The following is a 19,557-nucleotide window of genomic DNA, read 5'->3' as shown; positions in this document are numbered from 1 at the left end:
TATGCGGAACCGCTCTTTCACGTTGTCGCTGTTTTTACGCTTGTTGCCGGTGCTTGCGCTGGCAGCCGCCTTGCCGTGGTTCATGGCGTACTGGCTGGACCGCGGCTGGCAAGTGGCGGCGATTTCGGTCGTCGTGTTGCTGGCAGCGATGTGGTTCAGCCTCACCCGCGCCACCGCGCCGATGCGCTCGCTGTTTCGTGCGCTGGCCGGCACTACCAGTAGCTATCGCGATGGCGAGTACAACTTCGGCGTGTACTGGCGCGGCAACGACGAACTGGCGCAACTGGTGCAAGCGCATGCCGAACTTGGCGATGTGTTGCGTGCGCAGCGAAGCCATCTGGTACAGCGCGAGTTGATGCTCGACACCATGCTGCAGAACACGCCGGTGGCCATGCTGTTGGTGGTCGCCGGCGGCGATGGCCTGCGGCGAATCGGGTTTTCCAATAACGCCGCACGCAAACTGCTCTACGACGGACGCAAGCTTGAAGGCCAGCACTTGGACGATGTGCTTGGCCGCATGCCCGGCGAATTACGCGACGCGCTGGCACGTGGCGGCGACTGTCTGTTCGCGGTACGCGAAGATGGCGATGACGAAGAAGACGAGCAGATCTACCACCTGTCGCGCCGCAGCTTTCACATCAACGGGCGCGGACACGAGCTGCTGTTGATCCGCACATTGACCACTGAGTTGCGCCGCCAGGAAGTGCAGACCTGGAAAAAGGTCATCCGCGTGATCAGCCACGAATTGAATAACTCGCTGGCACCGATCGCCTCGCTGGCGCATTCCGGTGCCGAGCTGCTGCGCCGCAAACGCACCGATCGGCTGGGCACCGTATTCGAAACCATCGAAGAGCGCGCGCGCCACCTGGAAGGCTTCATCCGCGGCTATGCGCGCTTTGCCAAATTGCCGCAACCGCAGTTGCAGACCATCGAATGGGCGCCGTTTCTGGAGCGCTTGCGGCAACAGATCCCCTTCCAGGTGGAGGGCAGGCTCACCGATGTTTCCAGCCGCATCGACGCAGCGCAAATCGAGCAGGCGCTGCTCAATCTGCTGAAAAATGCCCACGAAGCCTGCAGCGAAGCGCAGCCGCCCAATAGCGACGTGGCGCTGCGGGTCACGCGCGTACCGCAGTGGCTGCGGATCGAAGTGCTGGACCGTGGCAACGGCATGAACGAAGCGGTGCTGCACAACGCACTCATGCCGTTCTATTCGACCAAGCGCAACGGCACCGGTCTCGGCCTTGCACTCACCCGCGAAATTGCCGAAGCGCATGGCGGCCGCATCTCGCTGCACAACCGCGAACACGGTGGATTGTGCGTGACCCTGCTGTTGCCGTTGGCGGCTTGAACCTAGCAAGGGGCTCAGGACTGAATAGCACTTGGGATCCATGCAATCCATGGGTTTGCATCACACCGCCGCTAGCAGACGCGCCCCGCGCACGTCATAGCGGCGCCCTTGGGCGCGATGGGCGTTACCGGTAATGCCGGTCGCGCCCGGGTGCGCTCCTACACGTTCAATGCGGGGCGGCACTACACCGGCGGCCGAGCCCCCTGGGGCCCGCTAGCAGCCCTTGACGCATCGCGCCGAGAACGACGGAGCTGTCGCGCGCTTCCGATGGGTCGCGCCAGTAGCGCAACCAGCGCCAGCGCGGCGCTGCTCTCTGCGATCCAGAGTGCAGCGCAGCTATTTCTTGGTCGGCCGCTCCCAGCCTTCGATCACGGTCTGCCGCGCACGTGTCACGCTGAGCTGGCCCGGCGGCGCATCGCGCGTGATCACCGACCCGGCCCCGATGGTGGAATTTGCGCCAATCTCGATCGGCGCCACCAACGCACTGTTGGAGCCGACAAACGCACCATCGCCGATAGTGGTCTGCGACTTGTTCACTCCGTCGTAGTTGCAGGTGATGGTGCCGGCACCGATGTTGACCTTGCTGCCGATCACCGCATCGCCCAAATAGGTCAGATGGTTGGCCTTGCTGCCCACGCCCATGGTGACCTTTTTGGTCTCCACAAAATTGCCGATATGGACGCCATCGGCCAATACGGTGCCGGGGCGCAGACGCGCGAAAGGCCCGATCTGCACCGCGCCCTCGGTGATCACGCCTTCCAGGTCGCTGTGTGCGCGCACTTGGGTGCCGGCGCCGAGCGTCACGTCGCGCAAGCGCACGAACGGGCCGATCACCACGTCATCGCCCAGCGTCACCTCGCCTTCCAGGATCACATCGATATCCAGCTGCACATCGCGGCCCACCTGCACGCTGCCACGCTGCTCCACGCGCGCCGGGTCGGCCATGCGCACGCCCTGCAGGCACAGCGCACGCGCAGCGCGCAGTTGCCAGGCACGTTCGAGCTGGGCCAGTTGCCAAGGGTCGTTGGCACCTTCCACCTCCTGCGGATCGGCCACATGCACCATGTCGGCCGGCGTGAAATCGGCAGCGGCGCGGGCGAACACGTCGGTGAGATAGAACTCGCCCTGCGCATTGTCGTTGGACAAGCCACCCAACCAGCGGCGCAGTGCGGTGGATTCGGCGGTGAGGATGCCGGTATTGATGGTGCGGATGCGGCGCTGTTCGTCGTTGGCATCCTTCTGCTCGACGATGGCGGCCACCTTGCCTTCGGCATCGCGCAGGATGCGCCCGTAGCCGGTGGGATTGGCCAGCTCGGCCACCAGCACCGCCATGCGGCCCGATGCATGCAGCAACTGCAACAGGCTGTCACTGCGGATCAGCGGCACATCGCCGTACAGCACCAGCACCGTCGCCGCGTCGGGAATGGCAGGCATCGCTTGCTGCACCGCATGCCCGGTGCCGAGCTGCTCGCGCTGCTCGGCCCAGCGCAGATCGCTTTGATCGGCGAAGGCGGCCTGCACCTGATCGCCGCCGTGCCCGTGCACGATATGGATCGCCGCCGGCTGCAGCTGCCGCGCAGTGGCGATGACCTGCGCCAGCATCGGCTGGCCCGCTAGCGGCTGCAGCACTTTGGGCAGGGACGAGCGCATGCGCTTACCCTCGCCCGCGGCCAGGATCACAACGTGCAGGGGCAGAGTCATCAAGACATTCCAGGCAATATGATGGCTAAATTCTAGTCGCTGCACCCGGTCACGTCGTTGCCCGGATGCAGTGTTCGTCTGCGATAACAGCGTTTGGGTCTCGCTGCCGCTAGGATGGGCGCCCCTTCCCTCTGTCCGACACGCATGAGTCTGTTCCGCCAAGGCAGCCAGTTCATGATGATTGGTGCCCTGCAGCTGGCTGTAGATTGCGGCATCTTCATCGCCGCCACCGCCGCAGGCATGCCTGCGGTGCCGGCCAATCTGCTTGGACGTATCGGCGGCGCCATGCTCGGCTTCTGGCTAAATGGCCGTTACACCTTCGCCCAGCAGGGCGATGCGCGACTGGGTTGGCAACGCTTCTGCCGCTTCGCGCTGATGTGGCTGGCACTCACCGTGATCAGCACCTGGCTGCTCTCGACCACGGTAAACCTACTCGGGCTACGTCAGGCGTGGCTGGCAAAACCGCTGGTCGAAGGCGGCCTGGCGATCGTGTCGTTCTTTCTGGGCCGGCATGTGGTGTATCGCTGATCGCAGCATGCGCAGGCAGTGAGTGATCGTTCGGCTGTGTGGCGACCGTACATGGAAACAATGGAGGTCGCTTTCCGTGGACCTAGCGTTTCCGAAGCGACCACGTTTCCTCAAGTGCCGATCAACGCAGCGTCCTCCTCCTAAGGGGACGCCAATGAGCTCCTCGCTCCCACATCAATTTACCAGTGGAGCTGTGCGATGCCATGACAAGCGACGGGCAGGCTCTGTCGGTGTCGTGCAGCAGCCAGGCGCATGGCCGCAAAGTCAATCGCGTACAGGTTCGGCAATTCGACGATCCAGCCCTGTGCCGCGATTTCAAACAGCAAAAACCGCGTTGGGCGCCGTGCAGTAAGACCAGCTCCCTGAGCTAACGCGTTCAACGCCAGGCAGGCGAGGCCTGCACTGGGACGCCTCATGTCCAACCCGTACCCTGCGGTTCATGCACGCAGTCCACGCCCACCTGATGACTGCTCGCTACGTTTGTCAGCCGCTCTAAACCGCGCGACAGCGTCGCAAACCAATTCCACCGCGCGGAATCAGTGGCAAAAATCGCCCAGGCCGCGCACCAGTGCTGCGTGATGCAGCGCATTCAGCTGCCACTGCTCGGCGTAATGCGATGCGGCACGTGCCGTGGCGGCCGGGCAGTCGGGCGCGCTGCGCGCTGATGCCACATCGGCCAGCGCATCGAGCAATTCGCCCTGCAGTTGATCCAGGCGTGCGCGCAGCGCTGTGAGATCCGGACGTGCGGTATTCGGCGCACGTCCGCGCTCGTGCCAACGGTTCAACAGCGCGTACTGCACCAACTTGTTGGCTTCGATTTGCGCGCCAAAGAAACGCGCCGCGTCGTCGGCATCCAGCCCATGCGCCGGCGCCTGATCGCGCACGCTTTGCAGCACTGCCGCCTCGCGCGCCTGGTCCAGCACCGGCTTGCCGCTGTCCCACTTGCTCAGCGCCACCGCATCGCCAATGGCATTGCGCTGCACGATGCGGTCAATCAACAGATCCAGCGGCGGCTGGCTGCGCGCAGGCAATGCGCACCCCAGCAGTCCGGCGGCCAACAGGCCGGTCACTATGTAAGCGCGAATGCCATCGATCGAGCGGGTCATGCCATGTTCCTCAACGTGCCTGGATCACTTTGCCATGCACCACTGCCGGGCAGTGGTGCGCTAAGGCACGCAGTGTGCCTATCGCACGCCACGGCCGGTTCGTGGACCCGCAGACGGATCTCCAAAAACGAAAACGCCGACACGATGGCCGGCGTTTCCGAATTTCTCATCTGCAGATGACCTTGCAGCTGATCGCAGTGCTTGCCCCCCCATCGGGTCGGCACGCAGCCACTTAGTGCTTGAGGTTGCGACGCAAGCGCTCCAGCGCCTGCAATTGCACCGTCGCTTCAGCCAGCCGACGCTGTGCCTCGACCACGTCCACCGTGTTGCCACGGCTGGCCAGCTGCCGCTCGGCCTCTTCCTTGACCTTACGCACTGCGGCTTCGTCGATGTCCTGCGCACGCACTGCGGTGTCGACCAGGATGGTCACCACCTGCGGCTGCACTTCCAGGATGCCGCCAGAGATAGCGAAATCCAGATGTTCGCCATTGGCGGTGGTCACCACCACCTTGCCCGGCTTCAGGCGCGTGATCAGCGGCGCGTGCTTGGGCGCAATACCCAACTCGCCCAACTCGCCGGTGGCCACGACCAGCGTCGCCTCACCGTGGAAGATTTCCTTCTCGGCGCTGACGATGTCGCAACGGATAGTGCTCATGCTGCCTCACTGTAGTGAGGCGGGGAATCGGGAGTCGGGAATCGGGAATGGGAAGAGCGGTTGGCTACGCACTCTTCGTGATTCCCGTCTTTCCAACTCGCCGACAACCCGCCTTTACGATTCCCGATTCCCGATTCCCGATTCCCGGTTCCAGCCGCGCAGCGGCTGGGATCGCATCAGGCCTTGGCGCTCATCTTGTTGGCTTTCTCGACGGCTTCTTCGATGCTGCCGACCATGTAGAACGCCTGCTCCGGCAGGTGGTCGTATTCGCCGTCGCAGATCGCCTTGAAGCCGCGAATGGTGTCCTTCAGCGACACGTACTTGCCCGGCGAGCCGGTGAACACTTCGGCCACGTGGAAGGGCTGACTGAAGAAGCGCTCGATCTTGCGTGCGCGCGACACCGACTGCTTGTCTTCTTCGCTCAGCTCGTCCATGCCCAGGATCGCGATGATGTCCTTCAGTTCCTTGTACTTCTGCAAGGTCTGCTGCACGCGCTGGGCGGTGTCGTAATGTTCGTGACCGATCACCAGCGGGTCCATCTGACGGCTGGTGGAGTCCAGCGGATCCACGGCCGGGTAGATACCCAGCGAAGCGATGTTACGGCTCAGCGTCACGGTCGAGTCCAAGTGGGCGAAGGTGGTCGCCGGCGACGGGTCGGTCAGGTCGTCCGCAGGCACGTACACGGCCTGGATCGAGGTGATCGAACCGCTCTTGGTCGAGGTGATGCGTTCCTGCAGCACGCCCATTTCTTCGGCCAGGGTCGGCTGGTAACCCACCGCCGACGGCATACGGCCGAGCAGCGCGGACACTTCGGTACCGGCCAGCGTGTAGCGGTAGATGTTGTCTACGAACAACAGCACGTCCTTGCCCTTGCCGTTCTCGTCCTTCTCGTCGCGGAAATACTCGGCCATGGTCAGGCCGGTCAGCGCCACGCGCAGACGGTTTCCCGGCGGCTCGTTCATCTGGCCGTACACCATCGCGACCTTGTCCAGGACGTTGGAGTCCTTCATCTCGTGGTAGAAGTCGTTGCCCTCACGGGTACGCTCGCCCACGCCGGCGAACACGGACAAGCCGCTGTGCGCCTTGGCGATGTTGTTGATCAGTTCCATCATGTTGACGGTCTTGCCGACGCCGGCGCCGCCGAACAGGCCGACCTTGCCGCCCTTGGCGAACGGGCACATCAGGTCGATGACCTTGATGCCGGTTTCCAGCAATTCGGTGCTGGACGACTGGTCTTCATACGACGGCGCGCCGCGATGGATTTCCCAATGGTCCGAGGCCTGCACGTCGCCGGCTTCGTCGATCGGACGACCCAGCACGTCCATGATGCGGCCCAGCGTACCGGCACCGACCGGCACCGAAATGGCGCGCTCGGTGTTGGTTGTCAGCAGGTTGCGCTTCAAGCCGTCGGTGGAGCCGAGCGCAATCGTGCGCACCACGCCGTCGCCGAGCTGCTGCTGCACTTCCAGGGTGATTTCGGTGCCTTCGACCTTCAGTGCGTGATACACCTTCGGCACTTCATTGCGCGGGAATTCGACGTCGACGACCGCGCCGATGATCTGAACGATCTTGCCCTGACTCATTTTGCTGCTCCGGTTAGCTTTGTTCTGTCCGAGTGGCCAATGCCATCTCGTGGAATTTTGTGATTTGGGATTCGTGATTGGGGATTCGCAAGGGCGCGATTCGCTGCGCTCCAACCAATCCCGAATCCCCAATCCCGGCGGTACTTATACGGCGGCCGCGCCGCTGACGATTTCCGAAATTTCCTGGGTAATCGCCGCCTGGCGTGCCTTGTTGTAGACCAGTTGCAAGGTGCCGATCATCTTGTTGGCGTTGTCGCTGGCGGCCTTCATCGCCACCATGCGCGCGGCATGTTCGGAGGCCACGTTTTCCAGCACGGCCTGGTACACCAGCGACTCGATGTAACGCGTCATCACGTGCTCCAGCACGGTGGCGGCATCGGGTTCGTACAGGTAGTCCCAATCGTGGTGCGCCACCTTGTGCTCAGCGGCCGGCAACGGCAGCAGCTGATCGAAGCTGGCCTTCTGCGTCATCGTGTTCACGAAACGGTTGTAGACCAGATACACGCGGTCGACCTTGCCTTCGATGAAGGCATCGATCATCACCTTGATCACGCCGATCAACTGCTCCACCTGCGGGCTGTCGCCCAGGTGGGTCACGCTGCCGACCATGTTGACCTTGATGCGACGGAAGAAGGCCGACGCCTTCTGGCCGATGGTCACCAAGTCGATCTCCGCACCCTTGTCCTGCCAGGGGCGTACTTCGCCCAGCATCTTGCGGAACAGGTTGTTGTTCAAACCGCCGGCCAGGCCGCGGTCGGAAGAGATCACGATGTAACCGACCCGCTTGACCTGTTCGCGCTCGATCAGGAACGGATGCTGGAAATCGGTGCTGGCCTGCGCCAGATGGCCGATCACCTGCTTCATCGCCTGCGCATACGGACGCGAGGTCTTCATGCGCTCTTGCGCCTTGCGGATCTTGGAGGCCGAGACCATTTCGAGCGCGCGCGTCACCTTGCGGGTGTTCTGCACGCTCTTGATCTTGGTTTTGATTTCGCGTCCGCCTGCCATACTCGCTCGCTTCGCTCGCTTAGTGGGATTCGGGAATCGGGATTCGGGATTGGCCAAAGCCTCCCCACCTCACCGCTTCCGCGAACCCCGGATGCCTAACTTCTGGGAATGGAAGACGATGGCTCGGTATCAGCCAAAGCCCCGAACCACCGCTCCTACCAATCCCGAATGCCCAATCCCAAATCGCGGCGACTGACTTACCAGCTGCCCGTAGTCTTGAACTCTTCGATGCCCTTCTTGAAGCTGGCTTCGATGTCGTTGTCCCAACCGCCGGTGCTATTGATCTTGGAGACCAGCTCGCCCTGGGTGTTGGCGAAGTGCGCGTGCAGGCCTTCTTCGAACGCCAGCAGCTTGTTGACCGGCACTTCGTCGAGGTAGCCCTCGTTGACGGCGTAGATCGACAGCGCCTGATTGGCGATGGACATCGGCGCGTACTGCTTCTGCTTCATCAGTTCGGTGACGCGCTGACCGCGCTCGAGCTGCTTGCGGGTCGCTTCGTCCAGGTCCGAGGCGAACTGCGCGAACGCCGCCAGCTCACGGTACTGCGCCAGCGAGATACGGATGCCGCCGGACAGCTTCTTGATGATCTTGGTCTGGGCTGCACCACCGACACGCGACACCGAGATACCGGCGTTGACGGCCGGACGGATACCGGCGTTGAACAGGTCGGTTTCCAGGAAGATCTGGCCGTCGGTGATCGAGATCACGTTGGTCGGCACGAAGGCAGACACGTCGCCGGCCTGCGTTTCGATGATCGGCAGCGCGGTCAGCGAGCCGGTCTTGCCGGTCACCGCACCGTTGGTGAACTTCTCCACGTATTCCTCGGACACGCGCGCTGCGCGTTCCAGCAGGCGGGAGTGCAGATAGAACACGTCGCCCGGGTAGGCTTCGCGACCAGGCGGGCGCTTGAGCAGCAGCGAGATCTGGCGGTAGGCCACCGCCTGCTTGGACAGATCGTCGTACACGATCAACGCGTCTTCGCCGCGGTCCATGAAGTATTCGCCCATGGTGCAGCCGGCGTAGGGGCTGATGTACTGCATCGCAGCCGATTCGGACGCGGTCGCAGCCACCACCACGGTGTGCGCCAGCGCGCCGTTTTCTTCCAGCTTGCGCACGATGTTGGCAACGGTCGAGGCCTTCTGGCCGATCGCCACGTACACGCACTTGATGCCGGTGCCCTTCTGGTTGATCACCGCGTCGATCGCCAGCGCGGTCTTGCCGGTCTGACGGTCGCCGATCACCAGTTCGCGCTGGCCACGGCCGATCGGGATCATCGCATCGACCGATTTGTAACCAGTCTGCACCGGCTGGTCGACCGACTTACGCCAGATCACGCCGGGCGCAACACGCTCCACCGGTGCGGTCTGGGTGGCGCCCAGCGGGCCCTTGCCGTCGATCGGCTCGCCCAGTGCGTTGACCACGCGACCCAGCAGCTCCGGACCCACCGGCACTTCCAGGATGCGGCCGGTGGTCTTGGCCACGTCGCCTTCGCGCAGGTTTTCGTAGTCGCCCAGCACCACGGCGCCGACCGAATCGCGCTCCAGGTTCAGTGCGAGCGCGAACGTGTTGTTCGGCAGTTCGATCATTTCGCCCTGCATCACGTCGGCCAGGCCGAAGATGCGCACGATGCCGTCGGACACGCTGGTCACGGAGCCTTCGTTGCGCGACTCTGCGGACAGCTTGACCGCTTCGATGCGGGTCTTGATCAGGTCGCTGATTTCGGAGGGGTTGAGCGTGGTTGCCATCGTTCAGTCCTAGGTGCCGGCCGCAGGGGCCATGCGTTTATGTGAATTCAGTGGGCGAGCGAGCTTTGCAGACGCGCGAGCTTGCCCTTCAGCGAGCCGTCGATGACCACGTCGCCGGTGTCGATCACCGCGCCGCCGATCAGCGAGGCATCGACTGCGGTGGTGATGTCCACTTCACGGCCGAAGCGCTTCTGCAGCGCAGCAGCGATCGTGTCGAGTTCCGTCTGGCTCATTGCAACGGCAGATGTGACCGTCGCCTTGACGACGTGTTCGGCATCGGCACGCAGTTGTTCGTACAAGCCTGCAATTTCCGGCAGCAGCGACAACCGCTGCGCATCGGCGAGCACGCCGAGGAAACGCAGATAGTCCTCGCCCGCCTGCGGCGGCGCCAGCAGCGTCACTGCCTGCTCCTGGCCCAGGGCCGGTTTGAGCAGCAATGCGGCCACGCGCGGGTCGCCGGCCACCTGCGCCGAAAACGCCAGCGCATCGGACCAGGGGGCGAAGCTGCCGCCCTCACGCGCGATCGCAAACGCGGCACGGCCGTAGGGACGGGCAAGGGTGAGGGCCTGACTCATCGCTTAAATCTCCACCGCCAGCTCGTCGAGCAGCGCTTTGTGGGCGTTGGCGTCGATTTCGCGCTTGAGCAGCTTTTCTGCACCGCTGACGGCCAGCACCGAGACCTGCTTGCGCAGCTCCTCGCGGGCACGCGTGGCGGATGCATCGATTTCGGTCTGCGCCAGATCCTTCTGACGGTTAGCTTCGGCAATTGCCTCATGCTTGGCCGCTTCGATGATCTGGTTGGCGCGCGCATGGGCCTGATCGATGATCTCGTTGGCCTTGGTGCGTGCGTCCTTCAGTGCTTCGTTGACCTTTTCCTGCGCCTGCGCCAGATCCTTCTGACTACGATCGGCCGCAGCCAGACCTTCAGCGATCTTTTGCTGACGCTCTTCGATCGCCTGCAGCAGCGGCGGCCAGATTTTGGTCGCGACGATCCAGATCAGGCCGGCGAATGCCAGCGCCTGGGCAAAGATGGTAAGGGTGATATCCATGGGTCGCTCAATCGCTGTTTAGGGGTGAAAGCGCCACCGCAGGGGCGGCGCTTTCCGACCTTCATCCGCGGAGGCAACCGCACGCGGCTGCATCCACATCCTGCTACCGCTGGATCAGCCGGCAGCCTGCGACAGACGCTCGATGAACACCTGGGCCAGCGGGTTGGCAAAGGCGAACAGCAGGCCGACAGCGACGCTGATGATGAACGCGGCGTCGATCAGGCCGGCGGTGATGAACATACGAACCTGCAGCACCGGGATCAGTTCCGGCTGGCGCGCAGCCGATTCCAGGAACTTGCCAGCCATGATGGCCAGACCGAGGCCGGCACCCAGCGCGGCCAGGCCGATCATGATGCCGACGGCGAGGACGGTGGAGCTCTGGACTTGAGCGAGGTTGGTCAGGACGGCGAGGTACATGGTGATCTCCGAACGAAAGTTTCTAAGGGTGATGGATGAAGCGGAATGAAGCAGATGAAGGGTGACGCAAACTCAGTGGCTGTCTTCGGCCAGGCTCAGATACACGATCGACAGCATCATGAAGATGAAGGCCTGCAGCGGAATCACCAGCAGGTGGAACAGCATCCAGCCAAGGCCGAATACGCCGCCTGCGAACATGCCGGCGATGCCCGCACCGCCCAGCACCCAGATCAGCAGGAAGACGATCTCGCCGCCGAACATGTTGCCGAACAGTCGCATCGCCAACGAAATCGGCTTGCTCAGCCACTCGACGATGTTCAAAAGCAGGTTGAACGGCATCATCCACTTGCCGAACGGCGCCGTCAGGAATTCCTTAGTCATGCCGCCCACGCCCTTGGAGCGCAGCGAGAACACGATCATCAGGAAGAACACGCTGATCGACATGCCCAAGGTGGCATTGACGTCGGCGGTGGGCACCGGCTTCCAGGCATGCACGCCGACCCAACTCAGCGGGATGGCGATGAAATCGGCCGGGATCATCTTGATGAGGTTCATCAACAGGATCCAGAAGAAGATGGTGATCGCAATCGGCGTCACCAGCTTGCTGCTGCCGTGATAGGTGTCCTTGGCCTGGCGGTCGACGAACTCCAGGCAGATTTCCACGAACGCCTGCCACTTGCCCGGCACGCCGGCCGTCGCATTGCGGGTTGCGGTCCAGAACGCCAGGACCATGACCAACCCCATCAACACCGCCATGACCAGGGTATCGACGTGGATGGTCCAAAACGTGCCGCCACCATCGCGAACCGGAAGGATCAGGTTCTGCAAGTGATGCTGGATATAGGAGGTAGGTGTTGCTGCCTCGCCCGCCATGTGTCCGGAGCCCTTTAAGTTCGAATCAACGTCTGGCCAGAGCCAGAACCTGAAAAATCAGCCCGATGGCGATACCCGCCAACAAAGCCAGAGGAGGTAGCCGCCACAGGCCGAAGCCGAGCGCCAGCGCCACGAAAACCAACACCCACTTCAGCACCATCGCCAGAATCAGCCGCACCATGGCGATGCCCGCTGCCTGGATACCGCCACCTAGCGCGGTACGTGCCGCGACCCAACCGCCCAGCACCGTCGCAAATCCGGTCAATGCCAGACCTGCAGAGTAACGGGGACCGACCAACAGCAACCCCAAACTGGTTATAGCTACGGCGGAAAGCGGATATACCGCAGCGCGCAGCATCAACCGCCGACCCGCGTCAACGGAGTTCAGCACTACGGTTACCTTACGTGTGAATGAGTGGGAAGCGCAGTTGCGCCTCGTCTAGCCGCGAAAGTATAGCAATGGGACAAATTGCGAGACAACCGGCAGAGGCCATCACTTGCTGCGATGCACCACGTGGTGACCGCGGGGGCGGGTGGGAACTTTGCCACAAACCGGCGGTCAGAACTTGTGAGGCCTGCACATCCTCGTCGAAAGGTATCGCCGCAGGCCGCGTCTAGGAGCCCTGGGAGACCGGGGCTCCTGCTTTTTTACGCATTTTGTCGCACCCTGCGACCTTCCCATTGGTGGTCCAATCTTGGCGTCGTGTACTCCGGGTCGATGGCACTCACAGACGCATGACTCGACGAAAAGATCAGAGCCGCAAAGCGGACCGTTTTGTCCGATTGCTATGTCCGCCTTCACAGCGATTGGACACCTCCTTCACTTTTGAAAGACGCCGCCTTACCGACTATGCGCGGCACAGGCCGAACTGCCTGATCATTCTTAAGAATTCGGAGCTCCCCATGAAACACCTCCTCGCGCTGGCCATTCCGTGCGTTCTGGCTGCCGCCTATGCCGCGCCCGCGCACGCCGAAGACACCGATGACCGTTTCCAGATCCGTCTCGGCGCGATGAATGTCGACAACGACAACACCATCCGCGGTAACACCCTGCTGGCTGGCAACAATGTGTCGGTCAATGAAGACTTCAAGCTGGGCGGCAAGGAATGGGAGCCGCGCGTGGACGGCGTGTTCCGCATCAGCACCCGCCAGCGCCTGATCTTCGACTACTTCAAGTACGACAAGGATCGCCGCGAGACCCTGTCACAGGATGTGAGCGCCGGTGGTGTGACCGTGCCGTCGGGCAGCTTCATCAAGGGTGAGCTGAAGTATCAGGTTGCGACCTTCGTGTACGACTACTCAGTGATCGATTCGTCGGAATTCAGCCTTGGCCTGCAGATCGGTGCCGAGTACGCCAAGGTCGAAGCCAACGCGTATGCCGACCTGGGTAGCGCGTTCACTGGCGACGTCCTGGACGAAAGCGAAGACGGCGTTGCGCCGGTCGTCGGTATCCGCTTCACCGCACGTCCGAGCGAACACTGGCTGTTCAACGTGCAGGGCCAGTACCTCAACACCAGCTGGGGCGACTTCGGCGACTACGACGGCGACCTGAGCCGCGCCAACGCCATTGCCGAATACCGCTTCACCAAGAACTTCGGCATTTTTGCCGGCTACGACTGGTTCAGGCTGGACGTCGACAAGAGCGGCAGCGACGGCCTCATCGGCCTGAAGCAGGAGTTCAAGGGCCCGGTGGCAGGCGTGACGTTCGCGTTCTGATCTTTTCGGGACCCGGAACCCGGTACCCGAACAGCAGCTTCATGCAGAACCCCGCAGCGATGCGGGGTTCTGCCGTTTGACGGGTGCTCGGCACGTAAGCGACGCGGCGGCAGCCACAGCAGCAGCGGATACACGCTCAGGGCGGCTTGGTGGCACCCGCTACCAACAGATGCTGGTGCGTGGTGCAGTAGCATTCGTCGTGCCAACCGTAGTGCGGATCGGTGCAGATCGCATGCCGCACCGTCGCCGGCAGCGACGCCACGTCGCTGCGCAAGTCGCGCTTCAGCGAGACGAACACCGAGCCCGGATGTGGCCAGTCGGTCCGCCGCGGCGGCTCGGCGATACGGTTGCCGCTGGCCAGTTCGCGCTGCAGCAGCGCCTGCAGTTCGGGACACAGATTGCCCTGCCCTATAGCGACCTCCATCCGTCGGATCACCAGCGCGGCGACCGTGCCACGCGTGGCACGGTCGTGCGGAGCGACGTCACTTCTTCTTCGGGATGTACAGATCGGTGATGGTGCCGTCGTACACCTCGGCGGCCATGCCGACCGACTCGCTCAGCGTCGGGTGCGCGTGGATGGTGTGGCCGATGTCTTCGGCTTCGGCGCCCATCTCGATCGCCAGACCAATTTCGGCCAGTAGGTCGCCGGCATGCACGCCGACGATGGCACCACCGATCACCCGGTGCGTCTGTTCATCGAAGATCAGCTTGGTGAAACCTTCGGTGCGGCCAATGCCGATCGCGCGGCCACTGGCGGCCCACGGGAACTTGGCCACGCCGACCTTCAGACCCTTGGCCTTGGCTTCGGTTTCGGTGACGCCGACCCAGGCAACTTCCGGGTTGGTGTACGCCACCGACGGGATCACCCGCGCCACCCATTCCTTCTTCTCGCCGGCAGCCACTTCGGCGGCCAGCTTGCCTTCGTGCGTAGCCTTGTGCGCCAGCATCGGGTTACCGACGATGTCGCCGATGGCGAAGATGTGCGGCACGTTGGTGCGCATCTGCCGATCGACCGGAATGAAGCCGCGCTCGGTGATGCTGACGCCGGCCTTCTCCGCGCCGATCTTCTTGCCGTTGGGAGTGCGGCCCACGGCGACCAGCACGCGGTCGTACGCAGTGGCCTGCAAGCCGGGCTTTTCACCTTCCACGGCCGCTTCGAACGACACGGTGATGCCGGCCTTGTCGGCCTTGACGTCGGTGGCCTTGGTCTTGAGATGGACTTCGACGCCCTGCTTTTTCAGGCGGTCTGCCAGCGGCTTGACCAGGTCCTTGTCGGCGCCCGGCATCAGCTGGTCCATAAACTCGACCACGGTGACCTTGCTGCCGAGCGCGCTGTACACCGTCGCCATTTCCAGGCCGATGATGCCGCCGCCGACCACCAGCAGGGTCTTGGGAATGTCGTGCAGCTCCAGCGCGTCGGTGGAGTCCATCACGCGCTTGTCGTCCCACGGGAAGTTGGGCAGCTTCACCACCTGCGAGCCGGCCGCGATGATGCAATGCTCGAAGCGCAGCAGCTGGGTCTTGCCATCGTCGCCGACGATTTCAAGCTCATTGGGCGAGACGAAGCTGGCCACACCGGTGACGGTGCGCACCTTGCGCTGCTTGGCCATGCTGGCCAGGCCGCCGGTGAGTTTGCCGACCACTTTTTCCTTGTACTCGCGCAGCTTGTCCAGGGTGATCTTGGCCTGACCGAAGTCCACGCCGAAGTCGCCGGCATGGGCTACTTCGTCGATCACCGCGGCGGCATGCAGCAGCGCCTTGGACGGAATGCAGCCAACGTTGAGGCAGACGCCGCCCAGGCTGGCGTAGCGCTCGATCAGCACCGTGTCCAGGCCCAGATCGGCCGCGCGGAATGCTGCCGTGTAGCCACCGGGGCCGGCGCCGAGCACCACCATCTTGCATTCGATGTCGGCCGGCTTGCCGCTGGCCAGTGCCGGCTTGGACGGCGCCGGTTCGGCCGGGGCGCGGTGCGACGGCGTCACTGGCGGCTTGCTGCCCGGGGCGGCGGCAGGCGCTGCAGCGGCCGGGGCGGCTTTGGTCTCGGCCTTGGCTGGTGCAGCGGCCTCGCCTTCGGACTCGAGCAGCAGCACGAGCGCACCTTCGGAGAGGGTGTCGCCGACCTTGACCTTGAGTTCCTTGACCACACCGGCAGCCGAGGACGGCACTTCCAGCGTGGCCTTGTCCGATTCCAGCGTTACCAGGCCCTGGTCCTTAGCCACGCTGTCGCCAACGGCGACCAGCACTTCGATGACGGGGACATCGCTGTAATCGCCGATGTCGGGAACCTTGATTTCAATGACCGCCATTTGCTTCTCCTGTAGCTCAACCGGCCGTGCCGGCAAGCGTCTGCTGGAGTTCATCCAGCGACGATTCGATTTGGGTCCAGCGCTTGTCGCGCTTCTTTTCCTTGCCTTCGCTGGCTTCGATCAGCAACGCGGCCTGTTGCAGCAGCAACTCGCCGGCGCCGCAGCTCGGGCGCGCGCCGCTGTAGCGCACGCCATCGACCTGGAACGAGAACACTTCGCCCTCGCTCACCGGGGCAGTGCGTCCGTCAGGCGCGAGCTGGGTCAGCGTGTTGGTCCAGTTGCTGACCAGACGCTTGGCCAGGGCCGCCGGAATCGGGATCTCGACCGTTTCCGGGGTTTGCTCGGTGCGGAACTGCACGCTGCCGCGGTCGCTCTGGCTGACCCAGCTATAGACGCGCTCATCGGCGCGGCTATGCCGCAGGGTCCAGTCGGCGCCGTCCTTGCCCGGCACCAGCGACACCGCGCTCTCCACACCACGTGTGGGCAGCGTCAGCAACGACAAGGCCGGCTTGATGCCGCCATCCAGCAGCGTGGTGACAGCAGTGCCGTAGTTGCCCACGGCCGGCGGCCAGCCGCGTCCGAGCGTGCTCTCGCATTCGCGTGCAGCAGCCGTTGTCCACGGCAGTACACCGAGCACGGCGATGGTCAGCAGCGCAGCCCTCACAGCAGGACGCGACGCATGTCGGCCAGCACCTGGCTGAGGTAGGTGGTGAAGCGGGCCGCCAGCGCGCCGTCGATGACACGGTGGTCGTAGCTCAGCGACAACGGCAGCATCAACTTCGGCGAGAAATCCTTGCCGTTCCAGACGGGCTGCATCGCCGACTTGGACACGCCTAGGATCGCCACTTCCGGCGCATTGATGATCGGCGTGAACGCCGTACCGCCAATACCGCCGAGCGAGCTGATCGAGAAGCAGCCGCCGCTCATGTCGGCCGGGCCCAGCTTGCCGTCGCGCGCCTTCTTGGCCAGCTCACCGCTTTCCTGCGCGATCTGCAGCACGCCCTTCTTGTCGACGTCGCGGATCACCGGCACCACCAAGCCGTTCGGTGTATCGGCCGCGAAGCCAATGTTGATGTACTTCTTCAGCGTGAGGTTTTCACCGGCCGCATCCAGCGAGGCATTGAACTCGGGGAACTTCTTCAGTGCTGCGGCGCTGGCCTTGACCAGGAACGCGAGCATGGTGAGCTTGATGCCCGCCTTCTCGTTTTCCTTGTTGAGCGCCACGCGCAGGGCTTCCAGGTCGGTGATGTCGGCCGATTCGAACTGCGTGACATGCGGAATCATCGCCCAGTTGCGCGCCAGGTTGGCCCCGGAAATCTTCTTGATGCGCGACAGCGGCTGGGTCTCGGTTTCGCCGAACTTGCTGAAGTCCACCTTCGGCCAGGCCAGCAGGTTCAGCCCATTGCCGCCACCGGCCGGCGCAGCACCGGCTGCGGCAGGTGTGCCGCCGCTGAGTGCGGCCTTCACAAAGCGCTGCACGTCTTCACGGGTGATGCGGCCGCCCTTTTCGCTGCCCTTGAGTTGGTTCAGATCCACGCCCAACTCGCGTGCGAACACGCGCACCACCGGGCTGGCGTACGGCACCTTGGAGGGGAGCACGCTATCGGCATCGAAGGTGACCGGCGGGCTGCTCGGGTTGCCGGCCGACGGCTGGCCAGCCTGCGCTGCCTGCGTGCCGGAGCCCTGCACCTGCGCGATTTCACGCTGGGCCAGCTTGTCCGGCACCGCAGACACGGCGACCGGCTCGACCTTGCCTGCCGTTTCCGCGGTATCGGTGGTGGGCTTGGCCGGCGACTGCGCTGCACCGGCGCCACCATCGCTGGCCGCGATGATCGCCACCACATTGCCCTGCGACAGCGTGTCGCCAACCTTGACCTTGAGCTCCTTGACCACCCCGGCGGCCGAGGACGGCACTTCCATCGTGGCCTTGTCCGATTCCAGCGTGACCAGGCTCTGATCCTTGGCGACGGTATCGCCGACGGCAACCAGCACTTCGATCACCGGAATGTCGGTGTAATCGCCGATATCGGGCACGCGCGCTTCGATCAGGCCCCCGTTCGAGGAGGCCGCAGGCGTAGCAGCTTCGGCCTTGGCAGCCGGTGCCGGGGCAGCGGCGGGAGCGGCCTTGGCCGGTGCGGCGGGCGCAGCTGCTGCTGGCTTGGCGGCCTCGGCGCCGGCATCGGCGACTTCGATCAACGCCACCAGCGCGCCCTGCGAAAGCGAATCGCCGACCTTGACCCTGATCTCCTTGATCACGCCGGACACCGATGAAGGCACTTCCATGGTGGCCTTGTCCGATTCCAGCGTGACCAGGCTCTGGTCCTTGCTGACCGTATCGCCGACGGACACCAGCACCTCGATTACCGGGACGTCGCTGTAGTCACCGATATCGGGGACAAGTGCTTCCTTGATTTCGGCCATACGGGGAACTCCGGCAACAGAATGGGGAAACCCCTATTGTGGCGGGCTGCGGGCCGCAGCGCCAACCATTGCCGTGCAAAAAATTGCACGCCCGGCGGGATGCAGCGTCCGCATGCGTACGTGCGCCGATCATTTCGCTGCGCGTCGATCGACCCGCAACAGTTGCAGTGGCTCGCCCGACGGCAAACGATACGCCAGCGCATTGTCTAGCCCATCGAGCGCTTCCAGGCGCTGGCACAACTGCTGCGCGTGCGGCCGCAATGCACGCGCTTGCGGCTCGATCAAGCGCTTGATGCGCGCTTCCACCCCATCGAGCGAACGCAGCTGCACGTCATTTCATTTCCGGCAATTGCGGACTGCACCGCACCGGCCACCACATCGCCGATCAGCTGCGGCAGCACCTCGGCGACCAGTGCGCCGATGTCGTCGTCGATATCGACCAGGGTCAACTGGCTTTTGCTGAAACTCTGCTTCAAGCGCACGTCGATCTTCTTGCGCACCTTTGCCAGCTGAACGCGCGTGGCCTCCGGGCTGCGGCTGAAGCCAGCGGCCACCTCGCCCAGTGCGGTGACTGCGATATCGGTCGCCTCGCGACCGACTGCCTGCGCCAGCGGCACGACATCGCGGGTCTGGCGCTCGAACCGGATCAGGCGAGCGCGATCATCCGCACTCAGGTCCACCCAACGGTCGTCGACGAACAGAGCGCCCTGGCGCATCACCAGCCGCTGCGGCGTGCCTGATTCTCGGACCAGGATCAGGCTGCGTGCGTTGAGCGTGAGGTCGTAATCGCTGCTGATCTCGCAGTGCGTGTCGTCTGCACTGGCTGCATTGGCAGCGCCTACGGCGCCCAGCAGGCCGAGTAGCACGCCGGCTGCCATCGTGATTGCGGGCTTGATCGTCATGTCGCCACTCCGTTGTGCGCTGGCTGCAGCATGCCTACGCGTGTGGCACGCAGGCCTGTGCCGGACGCTGGCATGACTTCTGGCCCGTGGCCCCGATGCACACAGCTCGCGTGTCGGCAGCTGTGCCAGCGGTGTGCATCCGCACTCAGAGCGAGGTGTTGCGACCGTCGCGTCGTTCAATGCACGGCGCTCGCCTTCC

19 protein-coding genes, 1 other RNA gene and 1 pseudogene are annotated in these 19,557 nt (G+C 63.7%); 4 read left to right on the top strand and 17 right to left on the bottom strand.

Annotated features, from left to right (window positions below; genetic code table 11):
* Position 1: 1 nt before the first annotated feature.
* The gene (locus tag NX05_RS16780; RefSeq protein WP_039431301.1) at positions 2-1,348 is read left to right on the top strand and encodes a sensor histidine kinase; all 1,347 of its coding nucleotides are present in this window, start codon (positions 2-4) and stop codon (positions 1,346-1,348) included.
* Positions 1,349-1,684: 336 nt separating this feature from the next.
* Here NX05_RS16780 and glmU read toward each other — a convergent pair whose 3' ends face one another.
* Positions 1,685-3,049, bottom strand: a complete 1,365-nt coding sequence (glmU, locus tag NX05_RS16775; RefSeq protein ID WP_039431128.1) for a bifunctional UDP-N-acetylglucosamine diphosphorylase/glucosamine-1-phosphate N-acetyltransferase GlmU — start codon at positions 3,047-3,049, stop codon at positions 1,685-1,687.
* A gap of 144 nt (positions 3,050-3,193) precedes the next feature.
* On the opposite strand from glmU, the gene NX05_RS16770 reads away from it, so the two are divergent.
* Positions 3,194-3,577 (top strand): GtrA family protein, encoded by a 384-nt coding sequence (locus tag NX05_RS16770; protein ID WP_010371983.1) that lies wholly within the window; start codon positions 3,194-3,196, stop codon positions 3,575-3,577.
* A gap of 179 nt (positions 3,578-3,756) precedes the next feature.
* Here the strand turns inward: NX05_RS16770 and NX05_RS24255 are convergent, their stop codons facing one another.
* Positions 3,757-3,903: a hypothetical protein gene (locus tag NX05_RS24255; RefSeq protein WP_162231365.1), complete on the bottom strand. Its 147-nt coding sequence runs from the start codon at positions 3,901-3,903 to the stop codon at positions 3,757-3,759.
* Positions 3,904-3,991: 88 nt separating this feature from the next.
* Between NX05_RS24255 and NX05_RS22950 the strand changes: the two genes are divergently transcribed.
* Positions 3,992-4,066, top strand: a non-coding RNA gene (locus NX05_RS22950) — sX9 sRNA.
* A 47-nt stretch (positions 4,067-4,113) separates the two neighbouring features.
* Here NX05_RS22950 and NX05_RS16765 read toward each other — a convergent pair.
* From NX05_RS16765 to NX05_RS16720, 10 genes are all read right to left on the bottom strand, one after another.
* Positions 4,114-4,683, bottom strand: coding sequence for a chorismate mutase (locus NX05_RS16765; RefSeq protein ID WP_039431133.1), 570 nt, complete (start codon positions 4,681-4,683; stop codon positions 4,114-4,116).
* Positions 4,684-4,915: 232 nt separating this feature from the next.
* Positions 4,916-5,338 carry a F0F1 ATP synthase subunit epsilon gene (locus NX05_RS16760; RefSeq protein ID WP_039431135.1) on the bottom strand — a complete coding sequence of 141 codons (423 nt, stop codon included), beginning with the start codon at positions 5,336-5,338 and terminating at the stop codon, positions 4,916-4,918.
* Positions 5,339-5,514: 176 nt separating this feature from the next.
* Positions 5,515-6,921, bottom strand: coding sequence for a F0F1 ATP synthase subunit beta (gene atpD, locus NX05_RS16755; protein ID WP_039431137.1), 1,407 nt, complete (start codon positions 6,919-6,921; stop codon positions 5,515-5,517).
* A 144-nt stretch (positions 6,922-7,065) separates the two neighbouring features.
* Positions 7,066-7,929 carry a F0F1 ATP synthase subunit gamma gene (gene atpG / locus NX05_RS16750; protein ID WP_010371995.1) on the bottom strand — a complete coding sequence of 288 codons (864 nt, stop codon included), beginning with the start codon at positions 7,927-7,929 and terminating at the stop codon, positions 7,066-7,068.
* A 197-nt stretch (positions 7,930-8,126) separates the two neighbouring features.
* The gene (gene atpA, locus NX05_RS16745) at positions 8,127-9,674 is read right to left on the bottom strand and encodes a F0F1 ATP synthase subunit alpha (RefSeq protein WP_039431140.1); all 1,548 of its coding nucleotides are present in this window, start codon (positions 9,672-9,674) and stop codon (positions 8,127-8,129) included.
* Between the two features lie 47 nt (positions 9,675-9,721).
* A complete protein-coding gene (locus tag NX05_RS16740) occupies positions 9,722-10,249 on the bottom strand; it encodes a F0F1 ATP synthase subunit delta (RefSeq protein ID WP_039431143.1) in 528 nt (175 codons plus the stop codon).
* A gap of 3 nt (positions 10,250-10,252) precedes the next feature.
* Positions 10,253-10,723, bottom strand: a complete 471-nt coding sequence (locus NX05_RS16735) for a F0F1 ATP synthase subunit B (protein ID WP_039431145.1) — start codon at positions 10,721-10,723, stop codon at positions 10,253-10,255.
* 114 nt (positions 10,724-10,837) lie between these two features.
* A complete protein-coding gene (gene atpE, locus NX05_RS16730; RefSeq protein ID WP_002814105.1) occupies positions 10,838-11,140 on the bottom strand; it encodes a F0F1 ATP synthase subunit C in 303 nt (100 codons plus the stop codon).
* Positions 11,141-11,212: 72 nt separating this feature from the next.
* Positions 11,213-12,013 (bottom strand): F0F1 ATP synthase subunit A, encoded by an 801-nt coding sequence (gene atpB / locus NX05_RS16725; protein WP_039431149.1) that lies wholly within the window; start codon positions 12,011-12,013, stop codon positions 11,213-11,215.
* A 25-nt stretch (positions 12,014-12,038) separates the two neighbouring features.
* Positions 12,039-12,404, bottom strand: a complete 366-nt coding sequence (locus tag NX05_RS16720; RefSeq protein ID WP_017114484.1) for a hypothetical protein — start codon at positions 12,402-12,404, stop codon at positions 12,039-12,041.
* Between the two features lie 512 nt (positions 12,405-12,916).
* On the opposite strand from NX05_RS16720, the gene NX05_RS16715 reads away from it, so the two are divergent.
* Positions 12,917-13,729, top strand: a complete 813-nt coding sequence (locus tag NX05_RS16715; protein WP_039431152.1) for a hypothetical protein — start codon at positions 12,917-12,919, stop codon at positions 13,727-13,729.
* 136 nt (positions 13,730-13,865) lie between these two features.
* Here the strand turns inward: NX05_RS16715 and NX05_RS16710 are convergent, their stop codons facing one another.
* The 5 genes and pseudogenes from NX05_RS16710 to NX05_RS16690 form a co-directional block, all read right to left on the bottom strand.
* Positions 13,866-14,153, bottom strand: coding sequence for a hypothetical protein (locus NX05_RS16710; protein ID WP_010377686.1), 288 nt, complete (start codon positions 14,151-14,153; stop codon positions 13,866-13,868).
* A gap of 58 nt (positions 14,154-14,211) precedes the next feature.
* Positions 14,212-16,035, bottom strand: a complete 1,824-nt coding sequence (lpdA, locus tag NX05_RS16705) for a dihydrolipoyl dehydrogenase (RefSeq protein ID WP_039431158.1) — start codon at positions 16,033-16,035, stop codon at positions 14,212-14,214.
* A gap of 16 nt (positions 16,036-16,051) precedes the next feature.
* Complete coding sequence (locus NX05_RS16700) at positions 16,052-16,699, bottom strand: hypothetical protein (protein WP_039431159.1); 648 nt, start codon at positions 16,697-16,699, stop codon at positions 16,052-16,054.
* The gene (locus NX05_RS16695; protein ID WP_039431162.1) at positions 16,696-18,456 is read right to left on the bottom strand and encodes a dihydrolipoyllysine-residue acetyltransferase; all 1,761 of its coding nucleotides are present in this window, start codon (positions 18,454-18,456) and stop codon (positions 16,696-16,698) included. Before NX05_RS16695 ends, NX05_RS16700 begins: the two co-directional genes overlap by 4 nt.
* A gap of 129 nt (positions 18,457-18,585) precedes the next feature.
* A pseudogene (locus tag NX05_RS16690) lies at positions 18,586-19,358 on the bottom strand (DUF2884 family protein).
* Positions 19,359-19,557 lie beyond the last annotated feature (199 nt).

The organism is Xanthomonas vasicola (assembly GCF_000772705.2).
Classification (GTDB): Bacteria; Pseudomonadota; Gammaproteobacteria; order Xanthomonadales; family Xanthomonadaceae; genus Xanthomonas; species Xanthomonas vasicola.
Note: the sequence above shows the minus strand (reverse complement) of the source record. Positions and strands in the feature narration are given on the sequence as shown.